The sequence below is a fragment of the Actinocorallia aurantiaca genome, from assembly GCF_039533685.1.
In the GTDB taxonomy this organism is placed as follows: Bacteria; Actinomycetota; Actinomycetes; order Streptosporangiales; family Streptosporangiaceae; genus Actinocorallia; species Actinocorallia aurantiaca.
In genome coordinates, this window is sequence record NZ_BAAATZ010000012.1 from 231,506 (window position 1) to 247,618 (window position 16,113).

Consider the following 16,113-nt stretch of genomic DNA (forward strand, 5'->3'; position numbering starts at 1 on the left):
AAGTTTTACGATTCACCAATGGAGTGGCTGGAGCGCGTCACGAGGTTGCGGCGCTGGACCCGAGGCGGAGAACGGGATCCCCACAAGGCGCTCCTCCTCCTCTACGCGATCGGGCAACTGCAGCGGACCGGTTTCAAGCCCGTCCGCTTCCGCGAGGCCGAACCGGCGCTGGAACTGCTCTTCGCCGAGTTCGGGCCGCCGAAACTGGCGGGACCCGCCTACCCTTTTCACCATCTGGCCTCCGACGGCCTGTGGGAGGTCGCCGCGGCGGGCGGCAGGCCCAGCCCGGGAGCCGACCGCGACCTGATGACCGCCGGCGACGTGCACGGCAGGCTGATGCCGGAGTTCGCCAAGGAGATGCTGGCCGACCCCGCCCTGATGTCGCAGATCGTCCGGATCCTGCTGGACACCAACTTCGAGCCCAGCCTCCACCCCGACCTGTGCTCGGCCTCCGGACTCATGCCCGAGATCGCGCAGACCGCGGCGATCGCCCCGTACCTGAAGGACCACCTGCCCCGCGCCGAACGTGACCCGACGCTCCGGCAGAAGATCCTGGTGGCCTACGACTGCCGCTGCGCGTTCTGCGGCTACGAGGGCTGGATCGGCAACAGCGTGATCGGCCTCGAGGTGGCGCGGCTGCGCTGGTGGGCCTTCGACGGGCAGGACGACCTGACCAACTGCCTGTGCCTGTGCGCGCTCCACCACCGGTTGTTCGACAAGGGCGTGCTGGGCGTCGTCCCGTCCGGGAAGATCCTGGTCTCGCGGCACTTCGTCGGCACCACCGAGACCTCCCGGCGGATGGTGAGCGAACTGAACGGCAAGGGCGTCGCCCCTCCGCAGACGGGCTTCGCCCGGCCCGACGTCCGCAACGTCGACTGGCACACCCGGCAGGTCTTCCGGGGACCGGCCCGGATCTGAACCCGCGGACGGCGCCGCACGTCATAACCTGGGCGCACGTGAAGGGCGGAACGCGAAATATGACGGAGTTCAGTGACCTCTGGGAGCCACAGGCCGACCCCGAGATGTGGATCGTGGCGGCGGCGGCCGTGCTCGCCCTCCTCCTGGTCGCCTACGGGCCCGCCTGGCGGGTGTCGCGCAACATCGTGACGATCGCCCACGAAGGCGGGCACGCCCTCGTGGCGCTGCTCACCGGCCGCAAGCTCGACGGCATCCGGCTGCACTCCGACACCTCGGGCGTCACCGTCTCCCGGGGCAGGCCCGAAGGGGCGGGCATGGTGCTCACCGCGCTCGCCGGATACGTCGCGCCCCCGCTGCTGGGCCTGCTGTTCGCCTGGCTGCTGGAGCTCGGGCGCATCACCCTCATGCTGTGGTTCTCGCTGCTCCTGCTGGCCGGGATGCTGGTAATGATCCGCAACGTCTTCGGCGTGGTCTCGGTGGTGACCACGGGCGGGATCATCTTCGCCGTCTCCTGGTTCGCGCCGACCGACGTCCAGGCCGCCTTCGCCTACTTCGGGGCGTCCTTCCTGCTGCTGGCGGGCGCGCGGCCGGTCATCGAACTGCAGCGGCTGCGCGCCATGCGCCAGGCGCCGAGCTCCGACGCCGACCAGCTCTCCCAGCTCACCGGGGTGCCGGGGCTGGTGTGGGTGTTCGTGTTCGGGCTGGTCGCCCTGGCCTCGCTGGTGCTCGGCGGGAACCTGCTGATCCCCGCCGAGACCTTCGAGGCGCCCTCCTTCAGCTGGACGGCCCCGTGAGGATCACCCGGCGGTGACCTCCGGGCCGGGGCCGGGCTCCGGCTCCTTCGACGCGGGCTGTGCCTCCTCCGTCTTCTCCGGCTGTTCGGGCTCCTGCCGCGTCGTCTCGGCCTCGGCGGGCCTGGTGGCGACCTCCGTCGTCCCGCCCGTCTCACCCGTCTCGGCGGTCTCCTCCACCTGGGTCTTCGGGCTCTCCGGCTTCTGGGGGTCCGCCGTCGCGGGTTCGGAGGCCGGCCCTTCCGTGACGCCGTCTCCGGGGTTCACGGACGGTGTGCTCTCCTCCGGCTCCGCGGACTCCCCGGGGATCGTCGGGGCGCCGCTCTTCGTGGGCTTCCCCGGAGTCCCGCTCCGGCCGGGCCCGTCCGTCGAGGGGCCGCCGGTGGGCTGACCGCTTGTGGACACCGGAGGCTCGGACCGGGCGGCGGCCGGGATCGGCTCGGGCTCGCCGTCCTCGTCCCCTCCGGTTCCCACGGGGCGTTCGAACGCCGTCTCCGACTCCGAGTCCACCAGCGTCAGGGTCTCCACCTCCTGCGCGGGGGTTTCGATCACCGTCACTTTCTCGCTATTGAACTGTGGCCACGAGGCCCCCTTGAATTTGCTGTCCTTCGGATCGATTTCCTCATCGGGAGGCGTCAGGGGATTACCGCAGTTGCATTTCACCACCGGCATCCCCTTCCGGTCGACCAGCACCGCGACCCCCGCCTGCAACACCGCGGGAGCCCCGGTCGCCGTCCCGTTCCGGTAGCCGTGGTTGGTGACCAGGGTGTCGACGCGCAGCACCGCGGGGGTCAGGTCCTCCACGAACGCGGGGATCTCCCCGGCCGCGATGCCCAGGGCCCCCGCCCACGCGCCGGCCTTGTCCGTGTTGACCTGCAGGAACTCCACCAGCGCGGCCTTGTCGCAGGAAGAGGCCTTGCGGGTTCCGCCGTACAGGCCGGGGGCGTCGCCCTTCACCTCCCCGCCGGACGCGGCCCTGCGGTCGACCTCGGCGTCGTCGTCTGCGCTCGCCGCCAGCGTGTAGGGGTCGGGGCCGGGATCGCCGACCGCCAACCGGGTGATCGTCCTTCCGGCCTCCCCGCAGGCCGTCACGGACATCAAGGTGAGGAAGAGCGCGATGATCGCCGTCCTCGTCTTCGTGCTCATCTAGAGCCCCCGTCCGGGATTGGTACTCCTCTCCACTTTGATGTCTCATAGAGAAGAAAAGTGCACAACTCTCGAGAGGTTTTCGACAGGGGGACGAGAGCGTGCTTCCGCTGGAACCAGGAGACCCCGACCGGCTCGGCGACCACACCCTGACCGGCAGGCTCGGCGAAGGCGGCCAGGGCACCGTGTTCCTGGGCGAGGGGCCCCGGGGACGGGTCGCGGTGAAGCTGCTGCACGCCAGGCTCAGCCGCGACCCCGTGGCCCGGGCCCGGTTCGTCCGGGAGCTGACGACCATCGAGAGGATCGCCGGGTTCTGCACCGCCCGGGTCCACGCCGCCGACCTCGACGGGGACCGGCCCTACATCGTCAGCGAGTACGTGCCCGGGCCGTCCCTCCAGCAGCTCGTGCGCGAGGAGGGGCCGCGCGAGGACGGGGCGCTGATGCGGCTCGCCGTCGGCACCGCCACCGCGCTGACCGCCATCCACCAGGCGGGCGTCGTCCACCGCGACTTCAAGCCGCCGAACGTGCTCATGGGTTCCGACGGGCCGCGCGTCATCGACTTCGGCATCGCCAGGGCCCTCGACAACGTCGAGCACACCATGACGGGGCAGCTCATCGGCACCCCCGCCTACATGGCGCCCGAGCAGTTCACCGAATACGTGGTGGGGCCGCCCTGCGACCTGTTCGCCTGGGGCTCGACCATGGTGTTCGCGGCGACCGGGCGCACGCCGTTCGGCAACGGGGACGTCTACGTGATGCTGAACCGGATGCGCAACGGGGAGCCCGACGTGGGCGGGCTGCCCGAGGAGCTGGCCCGCCCCGTCCTGGCCTGCCTGTCCAGGGACCCGGCGGCGCGGCCCACCGCGGACGAGCTGCTGTGGCGGCTGCTGGGCGAACGTCCGGAGATCGTCCTGTCCTCCATCCCGGCGGCGGGGAGGAAGGACGACGTCACGGCGGTCGACGACCCGTCCACCCGGGTCGAGCCGGTGCTCACGGGGAACCCGGCCACCGACGTGGACCACACCGAGGACCTCGGCGGGCTCACCGGCGGGAAGAAGGGGCACGGGCCGCTGCGCCGCACCGTCCCCCTCTTCCTGGGGCTGGCGCTGGTCTCCCTGGTGTCGCTGCTCGACATGGCGTCCCTGTCGGTGCTGGCCGGCGGCACCGTCACCGAGATCCGGCAGCAGTGGGCGCTCGTGCTGTCCCTCGTCTACACCTCGCTGGCGGTCATCACGCTGTTCGGGATCCTGGCGGCCTGGAGGGGGTTCGCCTCCGGTGTCTGGACGATCATCGTGGTGCGCCTCGTCCGGGTGGCGGTGTGGCTGGCGACGCTGGGCCAGGTGCCGCCGCGCACCGAGACCGTCGTCCTGCAGGTGCTCTCCCCCCTCCTGGTGATCGGGCTGCTGGCGCTGGCGCTGGCGCGCGGGCGCGAGAGGAGGCCGGAGACCTCCGCTCAGTGACGGCCGGCGCCCTGGCCCGGGACGAGGACGCGGCGCGGGACGTGCCGCGGGCCGTGGGACTCGCCGCAGTGCGGGCCCTCCGCCGGGTGGTCCACCTCGAGGGTGGTGTGGGTGATCTCGTACCGTTCGCGGAGGACTCTCCGGAGATCGAGGAGCACGGCGCGGCGGTCGCCGTCCGGTTCGGCCAGGACGTGCGCCGATAGAGACGAGCAGCCCGACGTCACCTCCCAGACGTGCAGGTCGTGCACCTCCAGCACGCCGGGCCGCTCGGCCATCGTCCCGCCGATCTCGGCGGGGTCCAGGCCGGCCGGGGCCGCCTCCATCAGCACACGGCCCGAGTCCCGGACCAGGCCGTAGCCCGCCTTCGCCATGAGGACGGCGACGGCCAGCGACGCCACCGCGTCGGCACGGTGCCAGCCGGTCAGCAGGACGACGCCGCCCGCGACGGCGGTGGCGACGAAGGCGAACAGGTCGTTCAGGACGTGCTGGTAGGCGCCCTCCACGTTGAGGCTGGAGCGGTCGGCGCGGCTCATCAGCCAGGTCGCGGCCAGGTTCACCGCGATGCCGGCCAGCGCGGTGACCAGCACCAGGCCGCCCTCGACCTCCGGCGGGGCCAGGAACCGGCGCACGCCCTCGTAGCCGAAGGAGAGGGCGAGCAGCAGCAGCGTGAGCCCGTTGACCTGGGCCGAGAGGATCTCGGCGCGTTTGAGCCCGTAGGTGTAGCCGCCCTTCGGCGGGACCGCCGCGATCCGCATCGCCAGCAGCGCCAGGGCGATCGCGACCGCGTCGGTGAGCATGTGCGCGGCGTCGGTGAGCAGCGCCAGCGACCCCGCCGCCAGCCCCGCCGCGACCTCCACCGCCATGAAGGCGACGATCAGCGCCAGCGCGGCGCCCAGGCCCCGGCGGTCCGCCGGTCCCCTCCCGTGCCCTCCGGCGTGTCCCGCCCCGTGCGTGTGCCCGTGCCCCGCGCCCATCGCCCACCCCCCAGCGGGCCAGGATAACGGGGGCCGGATTTTGTCGGGGGGCATCACTAGATTCGATTATGTGAGCGAACGAGCGAGCATCCCCAACGGAAGCAGAGAGACGGCGGAGCGACGCGCCCGGCTCGTCGACGCCGGGGTCGCGGAGTTCGCCCAGTGGCTGCGCGACCAGGTCGCCCACGGCCTGGCGAGCGCCGAACGGGCGCCGCGTTCCCTGTGGGACGAGGCCTCCCGGAGGCTGGTCGACGCCCAGGCCAGGGCCCTGGCCGACCGGGTGAGGCCGCTGGCCGCCGTCCCCCGCCGCGGCGAGCGCTGGCCGTCCCGCCTGCTGGAGGAGTACGGCCTGCTGCACCTGCTGGTCCGCGCCTACCAGCGCCAGGACTCCCTCCCGCCCGGGCTGCGCGCCACCGTCCGCACCCGCGTCGGCTTCACCGTCTCCCGCGAGGAGGTGCTGGCCTCCCCCCACGTCCGCGACACCTGGTACGTCTCGGGCGTCCACGAGTCGGAGCAGGACGGCCTCCTGACCCGCCGCACCTGGCTGCGCGGCCTGACCACCGGCCGCCCCGCCCTGCTCCTGGCCTTCAGCGTCCCCTCCCACCCCCTGGACCCTCCCGACCTCCTCCCCGGCACCGCCGTGGACGCCTCGCTGGCCTTCCACCCCGACGCCCCGCCCCTGCGCGCCGCCGTGGCACTGCGGCACGCCCCTCCCGAGCCCGCCGATCCCCCCGGCACCACCGTCATGGACCTCCTGCGCGAGTACGCCGCCGCCCTCTCCCACGACCCCTGGCTGGACCGCTGGCCCGCCGACCTCTCCTCGGTCCGCCTGGCCCGCTCCGACGGCCTCCACCTGGTCGACCCCTCCGGCGACGCCCTCCCCCTCGACACCCACGACCCGTGGCGCCTCCTGTCCTTCTCCGGCGGCACCCCCCTGACCGTCTCCGGCGAATGGACCCCCTCGGGCCTCCACCCCCTGTCCGCCTGGCACCCCACCGAAGGCTTGGTGACCTTCCCATGAGCCCCCGCACCCCGATCCCCCCGTCCGTCCCCTCCACCCCGCCCCCGCGCCCCGCCTCCCGTCCCGCTTTCACCCCTCTGTCCCGCCCCGGTTTCCCGCCCCTCGCGGCCGCGGCCCTCCTCGTCACCGACGTCCGACCGCACCCCGTTTCCTCGCCCGACCTCGTCCTGCGGGGGGATCCCGCCCCGACGAGGATCCGAAGCGACGCGGACCCCGCCCGGACCGACGCGCCCTCCGGCCCGTCACTCGTCCCTTTCGGCCCACGCTCCGACTGCGCCTCGCAGCGCCCCGGCGGGGCGCCTCCCGTCCCGCAGAAGGGCGCGGACCGGGTCGGGATGCGGGGCTGTGACGGCACGAGGCCGGAAGGGCGGCCGGCGTGAGCGTGTGGGAGGAGCATGTGACGGCGGCGCTGCTGGGGACCCAGCGGAAGGCCGCGCCGAAGCTGGAGGAGGTGCCGCTGGCCGAGGAGGACGCGGCGGCCCGGCTGCTGGACCAGGCCGGCCTGCTGGCGGTGCAGCGGCGGGCAGGGCGGCGGCCGGGGAAGGCCGAGGCCGTCGCCCCGGCGCCGGCGGAGACGCTGCCGGTGGTTCCGTCCGCGGCGGGCAGGCGGCTGGAGCGGCTGCTCGGCGGGGACAGGGCCCGGCTGCTGCCCGAGTGGCTCGGCGAGGCGGCCGCGCACGGATACCGGGTGCCGGCGCGGAGCCTGCCGGACCTTCTCGACAAAGGGCGCGGCGACCGGAGCATCCGGCCGTTCATCGCGCGGACCGCGGGACAGCGCGGGGCCTGGCTGGCGCTGCAGAACCCGGACTGGGCGTACCTGCTGACCGAGTCGGAGGCCTCCGTCGAGGCCGTCGCGGACTGGGAGGGCGGGACACGGGCGCAGCGGGTCGCCTACCTGACGGCGCTGCGCCTGAACGACCCCGCCGCGGCCCGGGAGAAGCTCCTGGAGCGCTGGTCCGGGGAGGCCGCGCCGGACAGGGCCGCCTTCCTCGCCACCTTCGAGCACGGATTGTCCGAGGCGGACGAGGAGTTCCTCGAACGGTCCCTGGACGACCGCGGCAAGGACGTCCGGCAGCACGCCGCCGACCTCCTCGCCCGGCTGCCCCGCTCCGCCTACGCCCGGCGCATGGCCGAACGCGCCCACCGGCTGCTCCGCCTGGAGAAACGCACCGTGCGGGCCCGCAGGCGGCACTGCCTCGTCGTGGACCTCCCCGGGGAGCACGACGACGCGATGGCGCGCGACGGCATCCCGTTCCACCCGCCGGGGTCCTTCTCCCCCTCGGCGGCCAGGATCGGGGTGCGGGCCGCCTGGCTGCGCGAGATCCTGGCGCGCACCCCGCTCGACAGCTGGACCGGCGCCTTCGGCCTCACCCCCGGCGAGGTGGTCGCGCTTCCCGTCGCCGGGGACCTCGCCCGCGACGTGCACCTGGGCTGGTCGCGGGCCGCTCTGCGGCAGGGCGCCGCCGGATGGGCGCGGAGCCTGGTCGGCCACGGGGCCGTCGTCGAGGAGGCCGAGGCGCTGGCCGACCTGCTGGAGGTGCTGCCCGAGGACGAGCGGGACGCCGCCGCGGCCGGGCTCATCCGCGCCGCGGAGGACCACGCGCACCTGCTGCGGCTGCTGGCCCGGCTCCCCTCCCCCTGGACGGGGCCGATGGCCGAAGCCGTGCTGTCCATGCTGGAATCCGTCATGAAGGATCCCGACTCCACCCGGTTCGTCGCCCAGCTGTGCCGGCTGGCCGACGAGCGGCTCACGTCCGAGGCCGCGCCCCGGCTGCAGGCCCTGGCCGAGCGGCACGGCAAATGGCCGCTGGTCGAGCTCGCCGAGACCCTCCGGTTCCGCCGCGACATGCTCCAGGAGCTGGCGCCGCCCCCCGGGCCGCCCGCCGCACCACAGACCACTTGAGGAGACAGACGATGACCGACGGCACGCGCGAGGCCGACCGCGAGGTCCTGCGCCCGCACGCCGAACAGGAGTACGCGCAGGAGCTCGCCCGGCTGGCGGAGCTGGACGAGCGGCCCCGCCCTCCGGGCTGGAAGCTCTCGCCCTGGGCCGTCACGACGTACCTGCTCGGCGGAGAACTCCCCGACGGGACGGTCGTCACGCCCAAGTACGTCGGTCCCCGGCGGCTGGTCGAGGTGGCCGTCGCGACCCTGGCGACGGACCGCGCCCTGCTCCTGCTCGGCGTCCCGGGCACCGCCAAGACATGGGTGTCGGAGCATCTGGCCGCGGCGATCAGCGGGGACTCCACCCTGCTCGTGCAGGGCACGGCCGGGACCCCGGAGGAGGCGATCCGCTACGGCTGGAACTACGCCCGGCTGCTCGCCGAGGGCCCGTCCGAGCGCGCGCTGGTGCCGGGGCCGCTGATGCGGGCGATGCGGCTGGGCGCGGTGGCGCGCGTCGAGGAGCTCACCCGGATCCCCTCCGACGTGCAGGACGCCCTCATCACGATCCTGTCGGAGAAGACCCTGCCGATCCCCGAGCTCGACACCGAGGTCCAGGCCCGCCGGGGCTTCACCGTGATCGCCACCGCCAACGACCGCGACCGCGGCGTCAACGAGCTGTCCAGCGCGCTGCGCCGCCGCTTCAACACCGTCGTCCTGCCCGTCCCCGCCTCCGCCGAGGACGAGGTCGAGATCGTCTCCCGCCGCGTCGCGCAGCTGGGCCGCGCCCTGGAGCTCCCCGACGCCTCGACGGGCCTGGCCGAGATCCGGCGGGTCGTCACCGTCTTCCGCGAGCTGCGCTCCGGCCTCACCGAGGACGGCCGCACCCGCCTGAAGACCCCCAGCGGCACCCTGAGCACCGCCGAGGCGATCTCCGTCATCACCGGCGGCCTGGCCCTCGCCGCCCATTTCGGCGACGGCTCCCTGCGCCCCGGCGACATCGCCGCGGGCCTCCAGGGCTCCGTCATCTCCGACCCCGTCTCCGACCGCGTCGTCTGGCGGGAGTACCTGGAGACCGTCGTCCGCGACCGTCCCGGCTGGCGCGACTTCTACCAGGCCTGCCGGGACACCGCTCTCTGATCCACTGTTCCGCCGATCCACCCGTCCCCTTCCCCGCCCGCTCACACCCGGAGGTCCGCTTGACCGTCGAGGTCTTCGGCATCCGCCATCACGGCCCCGGTTCGGCCCGCGCCCTGCGCCGGGCCCTGGAGGCCTACCGCCCCGACCTCGTCCTGATCGAGGGACCCCCCGAGGCCGACCCCCTCCTCCCCCTGTCCGCCGACCCCACCATGAGCCCCCCGGTCGCCCTCCTCGCCTACACCCTCGCCGTTCCCCAGCGGGCCGCCTTCTGGCCCTTCGCCTCCTTCAGCCCCGAATGGACCGCCCTCCGGTACGCCCACGCCCACCGCCTGCCCGCCCGCTTCATCGATCTCCCCGCCGCCCACACCCTCGCCGCACCTCCCGAGGACCTTCGGGCGGAAGGCGACGCGGAGCCGAGGCCGGCCGGGCGAGCCGGCACCCGGGGCGCCCCGGACCCGAACACCGCCGACGAAGAAGGCACCGCACGCGCCGCGGAGGCGGCGAGCGGCGAATACGTACGCGCTGACGGCACCGCAGGAGGCGAAAGAGGAACCGCACGCGCCGCAGAAGCGACAAGCGGTGAATATGTACGCGCTGACAGCCCCGCAGGAGGCGAAAGAGGAACCGCACGCGCCGCGGGAAGGACGAGCGGTGGGCGCGTACAGACCGGTGACGCTGCGGAAAGCGGAGGGGGAACCGAACCTGCCGCCGAAGCGGTGACCGGTACGCGTGCGGAGGCCGGTGGCCCCGCGGAGGCGGACGGGCTGGTGGAGAGGGCTCGGCGGGATCCGCTGGGGGTGCTGGCGGAGACGGCGGGCTACGACGACGCGGAGCGGTGGTGGGACGACGTCATCGAGCTGCGCGGGCGGGAGGACGTGTTCGGGGCGGTCGCCGAGGCGATGGGCGTGCTGCGGGAGGGGATGGAGCGGGCCGCCTCCGAACGGGAGGAGCAACGCGAGGCCTGGATGCGGCAGGCGGTGCGCAAGGCCGTCCGGGAGGGGTTCGAGCGGGTCGCGGTGGTGTGCGGGGCCTGGCACGTGCCGGCGTTGAAGGCCGCGGTGCCGGCCGCGCGGGATGTCGCGACGCTGAAGGGGCTGCCCAAGGCCAAGGTGGCGGTGACCTGGGTTCCGTGGACGCACGGGCGGCTGGCGCAGGACTCCGGCTACGGGGCGGGAGTGCGGTCGCCGGGCTGGTACCGGCACCTGTTCCAGGCCGGGGACAGGCCCGTCGAGCGCTGGCTGACCGAGAGCGCGAGGCTGCTCCGCGGGGAGGGGCTGCCGGTCTCGTCGGCCCACGTGATCGAAGCGGTGCGGCTGGCCGAGGCCCTGGCGGCGCTGCGCGGGCGTCCCCTGGCCGGGCTCGACGAGGTCACCGAGGCGACCCTCTCCGTCCTGTGCGAGGGCGCCGAGCCACCGCTGGAGCTGATCCGGCGGCGCATGGTGGTGGGCGAGGAGCTCGGGTCCGTGCCGGACTCCACCCCGATGGTGCCGCTCCAGCAGGACCTGCTCGCCCAGCGGAAACGGCTGCGCATGAAGCCGTCCGCCGACCCGCGGGAGGACTCCTTCGACCTCCGCAAACCCGTCGACCTGGAACGAAGCAGGCTGCTGCACCGCCTGCGCGTCCTGGACGTCGCATGGGGAACGCCCGTCACGGACCGCGCGGGCCGCACCCAGGGGACGTTCAAGGAGACGTGGACCCGCGTCTGGCATCCGGAGTTCGACGTCCGCCTGATCGAGGCGGGCGTGTGGGGCACCACCGTGCGCGACGCCGCGGCCGCGAGGCTCCGGGCCGAGGCGGCCGACGCCCGCGACCTCCCCGAGCTGACGGCCCTGGCGGAACGCGCCCTGCTCGCCGACCTGGACGAGGCGCTGCCCGCCGTGATGGGCGCGCTCTCCGCCCACGCCACCGCGGACGACGACGCCGTCCGGCTCATGGCCGCGCTTCCCCCGCTGGTGCGGGCGCTGCGTTACGGCGACGTCCGCGGCACCCCGACCGGCCCGCTGCGCACCGTCGTGGACGGCCTGGTCATCCGTATCTGCCTGGGCCTCCCCCGGGCCGCGGCGTCCCTGGACGACGGCGCGGCCCGCGACCTGCTCCAGCGACTCGACACCGTCCACGAGACCCTCGCCCTCCTCGACGAGCCGCCCCACACCGCCCGCTGGCTCGACGCCCTGACCTCCCTGGCGGACTCCCCTTCCCTGCACGGCCTGCTGGAGGGCCGCCTCACCCGCGTGCTCCACGACGCCGGCCGGCTGGCCGACCTGCCCGCCCGCATGTCCCGCGCCGTCTCCCCCGGCACCCCGCCCGCCCGCACCGCCGCCTGGCTCGAGGGCCTCCTCTCCGACGGCGCCCTCCTCCTCATCCACGACACCGCCCTGCTCACCCTCCTCGACTCCTGGCTCACCGCCCTGCCCCCCGACGCCTTCACCGCCGTCCTCCCCCTTCTCCGCCGCACCTTCGGCTCCCACACCCCGCCCGAACGCCGCACCCTGGCCGCCCGCCTCCACAACCTGACCGCCCCCGCCCCCCTCCCCGCCGAGGACCTGGACCTCGCCCGAGCCGCCCCCGCCGTCACCACCGTCCTCTCCTTCCTCCCCACCCGCCCCTGACCACGCCCTGCGCCCGCCCGAGGAGACCCGTGATCGAACACACCCCGACCACCGCACCCGAAGCCGAAGCCACATCGAAGAACACCCGGCGGTTCATCGCCCGCTGCGTCCACTTCCGTCACGCACTGCGCCCGGACACCAGAACCGACTCCAGGGAGGCCCTGTGAACGAGCCGGTCTCCACCACCACACGCAGAGAAGACGACGAAGCCACGTCGAAGAGCACCCGGCGGTTCATCGCCCGCTGCGTCCACTTCCGTCACGCGCTGCGTCCGGGTACGGGAACGGGTCGCGAGGAGGGGCTGTGACGGAGGAGACGGCGAGCGCCGTGAGCGGGGCGGAGTCCGAGAGGGCTCGGCGGTGGCGGATGGTCCTGGGGGAGGACGCCGGGGTCGAAACGGCGCTGGGGAAGGCGGACGGGCGGATGGACTCGGCGTTGGAGGCGCTGTACGGAGGGAGGGCGGGGAAGCGGCGTGGCGGGTTGCAGGGGTCGGCGCCGCAGGTGGCGCGGTGGCTGGGCGACATCAGGGAGTACTTTCCGGCCCCGGTGGTGCGGGTGCTGCAGCAGGACGCCATCGAGCGGCTGGACCTGGGGCGGCTGCTGCTGGAGCCGGAGATGCTCGAGGCGGTCGAGCCCGACGTGCACCTGGTGGGGACGCTGCTGTCGTTGAACTCCGTGATGCCGGAACGGGCCCGGGAGACGGCTCGGCAGGTGGTGCGCCAGGTCGTGCGGGAACTCGAGGAGCGGCTGGAGCAGAGGCTCCGGTCGGCGGTGCTGGGGGCGCTGGAACGGTCGGCCCGGGTGACGCGGCCCCGGCGGCAGGGGGACGTCGACTGGCGGCGGACGGTGCACGCCAACCTCCGGAACTACCTGCCCGAGCAGCGCACCATCGTCCCCGAGAAGCTGGTGGGGTTCGGGCGGCGGAGGCAGGGCGCGCAGCGGGACGTGATCCTGTGCGTGGACCAGAGCGGTTCCATGGCGGCGTCCGTGGTGTACGCGGGGGTCTTCAGCGCGGCTCTCGCCTCGATGCCGGCGCTGCGAACGTCGCTCGTCGCCTTCGACACCGCCGTGGCCGACCTGACGGACCGGCTCCACGACCCCGTCGAGGTGCTGTTCGGAACGCAACTGGGCGGCGGCACCGACATCAACCGCGCCCTCGCCTACTGCCAGCGGCTCGTCTCCCGCCCGTCCGAGACCATCGTCGTCCTGATCAGCGACCTCTACGAGGGCGGCCCGCGCGAGGAGATGCTGCGCCGGGCCGCCGCCCTCACCCGCGCCGGAACCCAGGTGATCGCCCTCCTCGCCCTCTCCGACGACGGCGCCCCCGCCCACGACCACGAGAACGCCGCCGCCCTAGCGGCCCTCGGCGTCCCCGCCTTCGCCTGCACCCCCGACCGCTTCCCCGACCTCATGGCCGCCGCCATAGAACGCCGCGACCTCGCCCCCTTCGCCTCCTGACCCGCTCCGACCGCGCCCGCGCCTCTTCAAGGCGTCCCGGGCCCCCGTCTGAACGCCGCCCCGGCCTTCGCGATCATTCGGGCTCTCCCGTGGAGAGCCGCGCACGGGGCGGGTGGGTCATGGCCGAGGAGAAAGGTGTGGTGCCGGGATGCCGGGTCGGGGCTGAGAGGCGGGTTCTCCTTCGTAGGATGGGGGTACGCGGGTACGGGGCTTCGCCCGGTCACGCCTGGCACTTCTGAACGGGATGGACGCTCCATGCGCAGCAAGGCCGAACTGGAGGACGCGATCCGGTCGGGGGGACGGGCCGTTCTCATCGTCAACGCCCGGTCCCGCCGGGGGCGGCACCGCTATGTGGAGGCCCTGCGGCTGCTGATCAAGGCGGGCGTCGGGTTCGTGCAGCTCCACCCGGTGCACGACCCGGAGCGGCTCCCGGAGGTCTTCGAGCGGGCCCTCGAGCTGAAGCCCGACCTCATCGTGGTCGGCGGCGGCGACGGCACGCTCAAGGAGGCCGTCCGGCATCTGGCCTACCAGGACGTGGCGCTGGGGCTGCTGCCGCTGGGCACCACGAACAACTTCGCGCGCGGGCTGTGGCTGCCGCTGGACCTCAAGGGCGCCGTCGAGGTGATCCGCTCCGGCAAGGTCGCGGACGTCGACCTCGGGGAGTTCGACCCCAGGACCGGCGAGCCGGTGGAGACGTTCGCCAACATGGTCAGCCTCGGCCTGTCCGTCCAGGTCGCGGGCTCCGTTCCGCACCTGCTCAAGCGGTATCTCGGCCGCCTGTCCTACCTGCTGACCGCGCTGTGGAAGCTCCCCCGCCACCACGCCTTCAAGGCCTCCCTCACCATCGGCGGCAAGGAGCAGGAGGTGGTCACCCACCAGCTCAACATCGCCAACGGCAGCCACCACAGCGGGCGGGTCATCGCCAAGGACGCCAGCCCGGACGACCGGCTGCTGGCCGTCTACCAGCTCGGCGACGACGCGCGGCTCCAGCTGATGTCGGCCACGGCCCGGCACGCCGCGACCGGGCGCTTCCGCACCCTGGCGGAGCCCTCCTTCCTCACCACCAACGCCGTCGAGGTCGTCACCGACCCGCCCATGGCGGTGGACGTCGACGGCGAGCTCCGCGCCCGCACCCCCGTCAGCGTCCGCCTCCTCCCGAACGCCCTGCGCGTCCTGGTCCCCCGCGAGTTCCCCGACACCTGAGCCGGACGTCCCGGCGTCCGCGGGCCCCGTCCGGCGGTTCTCGTGGGGTGGTGGCTCTGGACGGTTCGTGAGGGGCGTCACAGTATGGGTAAGTGGATACTTTTCGGGTTGCCATCGTCGGGGCCGGGTTCGGCGGGATCGGGCTGGCCGTCCTGCTGAAGCGGGCGGGGATCAGCCATGTGCTGCTGGACAAGGGCGCGGAGGTCGGCGGCACATGGCGGGACAACACCTATCCGGGAGCGGCCTGTGATGTGCCGTCCCACCTGTACTCGTTCTCGTTCGAGCGATGGACGGGCTGGACCCGGCGGTTCGCCGAGCAGCCGGAGATCCTCGACTACCTGCGGCACTGCGTGGACGAGTACGGTCTCGAGCCCCGGCTGGACACCGAGGTCCGCTCCGCGGTCTTCGAGGACGGGCGCTGGCTGCTCGACACCTCCTCAGGGCCCGTCGCCGCCGAGGTGCTCGTCTCGGCCTGCGGGCAGCTCAACCGGCCGGCCGTCCCCGACCTGCCGGGGCTGGAGGGCTTCGAGGGCAAGGTGTTCCACTCCGCCCGCTGGGACCACGAGCACGACGTCACCGGCCGGAAGGTCGCCGTCGTCGGCACGGGGGCCAGCGCCATCCAGTTCGTTCCGCACCTGGCCGCGAAGGCCGCCCGGCTGGACGTGTACCAGCGTTCGGCCACCTGGATCATCCCCAAGCCCGACCGCCTCTACGGCCCCCTGGCCAGGCGCGTCTACTCCGCGCTCCCCCTCCTCCAGGACCTGGACCGGCTGCGGACCTACCTGCTGCTCGAATCCCGCGCCTTCGGGTTCGTCCGCCATCCGGCCCTCCTCAAGCCGATCGAGCACTCCTACCGCAGGCGCCTGCGCAAGGAGGTCGCCGACCCGGAGCTGCGCCGCAAGCTGCTCCCCGACCACCCCCTCGGCTGCAAACGCGTCCTGATCTCCGACGACTACCTGCCGGCCCTGCAACGGCCGAACGTCGACCTCGTCACCGATCCCATCAGGGAGGTACGACGGAACGGCGTGGTCACCGGCGACGGCGCCTTCCGCGAGGCCGACACCATCGTCCTGGGCACGGGTTTCCGCTCGACGGAGTTCCTCGCGCCCATGCGCGTCACCGGCCGGGACGGGCTCACCCTCGACAAGGCGTGGGCCGACGGCGCCGAGGCCCATCTCGGCATGACCGTCCACGGCTTCCCGAACCTGTACCTGCTCTACGGACCGAACACGAATCTCGGCCACAGCAGCATCGTCTACATGCTGGAGAGCCAGTTCCGCTACATCCTCGGCTGCCTGCAAATCGACGGCGTCCTGGAAGTGCGGAAGGAGACGCAGAACGCCTTCAACAAGAACCTCCAAGAACGTATGCGCAGAACCGTCTGGGACGCCGGATGCAGGAGCTGGTACCAGACGGAGGACGGCAAGCACGTCAACAACTGGCCGAGCTTCACTTTTGCGTACCGCAGAGCCACCCGCCGCCCGGACCCGCGGGATTTCTCCGTAGGGTAGG

14 protein-coding genes are annotated in these 16,113 nt (G+C 73.4%); 12 read left to right on the forward strand and 2 right to left on the reverse strand.

Annotation, left to right across the window (positions count from 1 at the left end):
- Positions 1-18 precede the first annotated feature (18 nt).
- Both ABD327_RS16165 and ABD327_RS16170 read left to right on the forward strand, forming a co-directional pair.
- A complete protein-coding gene (locus tag ABD327_RS16165) occupies positions 19-918 on the forward strand; it encodes a phosphorothioated DNA-binding restriction endonuclease (protein WP_344451202.1) in 900 nt (299 codons plus the stop codon).
- Between the two features lie 59 nt (positions 919-977).
- A complete protein-coding gene (locus ABD327_RS16170) occupies positions 978-1,712 on the forward strand; it encodes a M50 family metallopeptidase (RefSeq protein WP_344451203.1) in 735 nt (244 codons plus the stop codon).
- A 3-nt stretch (positions 1,713-1,715) separates the two neighbouring features.
- Here the strand turns inward: ABD327_RS16170 and ABD327_RS16175 are convergent, their stop codons facing one another.
- Complete coding sequence (locus tag ABD327_RS16175) at positions 1,716-2,855, reverse strand: DUF6777 domain-containing protein (RefSeq protein ID WP_344451204.1); 1,140 nt, start codon at positions 2,853-2,855, stop codon at positions 1,716-1,718.
- Between the two features lie 101 nt (positions 2,856-2,956).
- On the opposite strand from ABD327_RS16175, the gene ABD327_RS16180 reads away from it, so the two are divergent.
- Positions 2,957-4,315: a serine/threonine-protein kinase gene (locus ABD327_RS16180; RefSeq protein ID WP_344451205.1), complete on the forward strand. Its 1,359-nt coding sequence runs from the start codon at positions 2,957-2,959 to the stop codon at positions 4,313-4,315.
- Here ABD327_RS16180 and ABD327_RS16185 read toward each other — a convergent pair.
- The gene (locus tag ABD327_RS16185) at positions 4,309-5,289 is read right to left on the reverse strand and encodes a cation diffusion facilitator family transporter (protein ID WP_344451206.1); all 981 of its coding nucleotides are present in this window, start codon (positions 5,287-5,289) and stop codon (positions 4,309-4,311) included. The genes ABD327_RS16180 and ABD327_RS16185 overlap by 7 nt on opposite strands.
- 70 nt (positions 5,290-5,359) lie before the next feature.
- Here ABD327_RS16185 and ABD327_RS16190 point away from each other — a divergent pair, with 70 nt between their 5' ends.
- The 9 genes from ABD327_RS16190 to ABD327_RS16230 all read left to right on the forward strand — a co-directional run bounded on the left by ABD327_RS16190 (position 5,360) and on the right by ABD327_RS16230 (position 16,112).
- Positions 5,360-6,310, forward strand: coding sequence for an SWIM zinc finger family protein (locus ABD327_RS16190; protein WP_344451207.1), 951 nt, complete (start codon positions 5,360-5,362; stop codon positions 6,308-6,310).
- 376 nt (positions 6,311-6,686) lie between these two features.
- A complete protein-coding gene (locus ABD327_RS16195) occupies positions 6,687-8,213 on the forward strand; it encodes a DUF5691 domain-containing protein (RefSeq protein ID WP_344451208.1) in 1,527 nt (508 codons plus the stop codon).
- An 11-nt stretch (positions 8,214-8,224) separates the two neighbouring features.
- Complete coding sequence (locus tag ABD327_RS16200; protein WP_344451209.1) at positions 8,225-9,331, forward strand: ATP-binding protein; 1,107 nt, start codon at positions 8,225-8,227, stop codon at positions 9,329-9,331.
- Positions 9,332-9,390: 59 nt separating this feature from the next.
- Complete coding sequence (locus ABD327_RS16205) at positions 9,391-11,940, forward strand: DUF5682 family protein (RefSeq protein ID WP_344451210.1); 2,550 nt, start codon at positions 9,391-9,393, stop codon at positions 11,938-11,940.
- 29 nt (positions 11,941-11,969) lie between these two features.
- On the forward strand, positions 11,970-12,107 hold the full coding sequence (locus tag ABD327_RS16210; protein WP_344451211.1) for a hypothetical protein: 138 nt from the start codon (positions 11,970-11,972) through the stop codon (positions 12,105-12,107).
- Positions 12,104-12,247, forward strand: coding sequence for a hypothetical protein (locus ABD327_RS16215; protein ID WP_344451212.1), 144 nt, complete (start codon positions 12,104-12,106; stop codon positions 12,245-12,247). The genes ABD327_RS16210 and ABD327_RS16215 overlap by 4 nt, the downstream gene beginning before the upstream one ends.
- A 59-nt stretch (positions 12,248-12,306) precedes the next feature.
- The gene (locus ABD327_RS16220) at positions 12,307-13,398 is read left to right on the forward strand and encodes a VWA domain-containing protein (RefSeq protein ID WP_344451586.1); all 1,092 of its coding nucleotides are present in this window, start codon (positions 12,307-12,309) and stop codon (positions 13,396-13,398) included.
- A 255-nt stretch (positions 13,399-13,653) separates the two neighbouring features.
- Positions 13,654-14,601, forward strand: coding sequence for a diacylglycerol/lipid kinase family protein (locus ABD327_RS16225; RefSeq protein WP_344451213.1), 948 nt, complete (start codon positions 13,654-13,656; stop codon positions 14,599-14,601).
- A 92-nt stretch (positions 14,602-14,693) separates the two neighbouring features.
- Positions 14,694-16,112, forward strand: coding sequence for a flavin-containing monooxygenase (locus tag ABD327_RS16230; protein WP_344451214.1), 1,419 nt, complete (start codon positions 14,694-14,696; stop codon positions 16,110-16,112).
- Position 16,113: the final 1 nt, after the last annotated feature.

Excerpts from the sequence above, each read along its gene's own strand:
- ABD327_RS16170 (WP_344451203.1), top strand. The coding sequence starts at position 978 with ATGACGGAGTTCAGTGACCTCTGGGAGCCACAGGCCGACCCCGAGATG.
- ABD327_RS16200 (WP_344451209.1), top strand. The coding sequence starts at position 8,225 with ATGACCGACGGCACGCGCGAGGCCGACCGCGAGGTCCTGCGCCCGCAC.
- ABD327_RS16185 (WP_344451206.1), bottom strand. The coding sequence starts at position 5,289 with ATGGGCGCGGGGCACGGGCACACGCACGGGGCGGGACACGCCGGAGGG.
- ABD327_RS16165 (WP_344451202.1), top strand. The coding sequence starts at position 19 with ATGGAGTGGCTGGAGCGCGTCACGAGGTTGCGGCGCTGGACCCGAGGC.
- ABD327_RS16220 (WP_344451586.1), top strand. The coding sequence starts at position 12,307 with ATGGTCCTGGGGGAGGACGCCGGGGTCGAAACGGCGCTGGGGAAGGCG.
- ABD327_RS16225 (WP_344451213.1), top strand. The coding sequence starts at position 13,654 with ATGCGCAGCAAGGCCGAACTGGAGGACGCGATCCGGTCGGGGGGACGG.
- ABD327_RS16175 (WP_344451204.1), bottom strand. The coding sequence starts at position 2,855 with ATGAGCACGAAGACGAGGACGGCGATCATCGCGCTCTTCCTCACCTTG.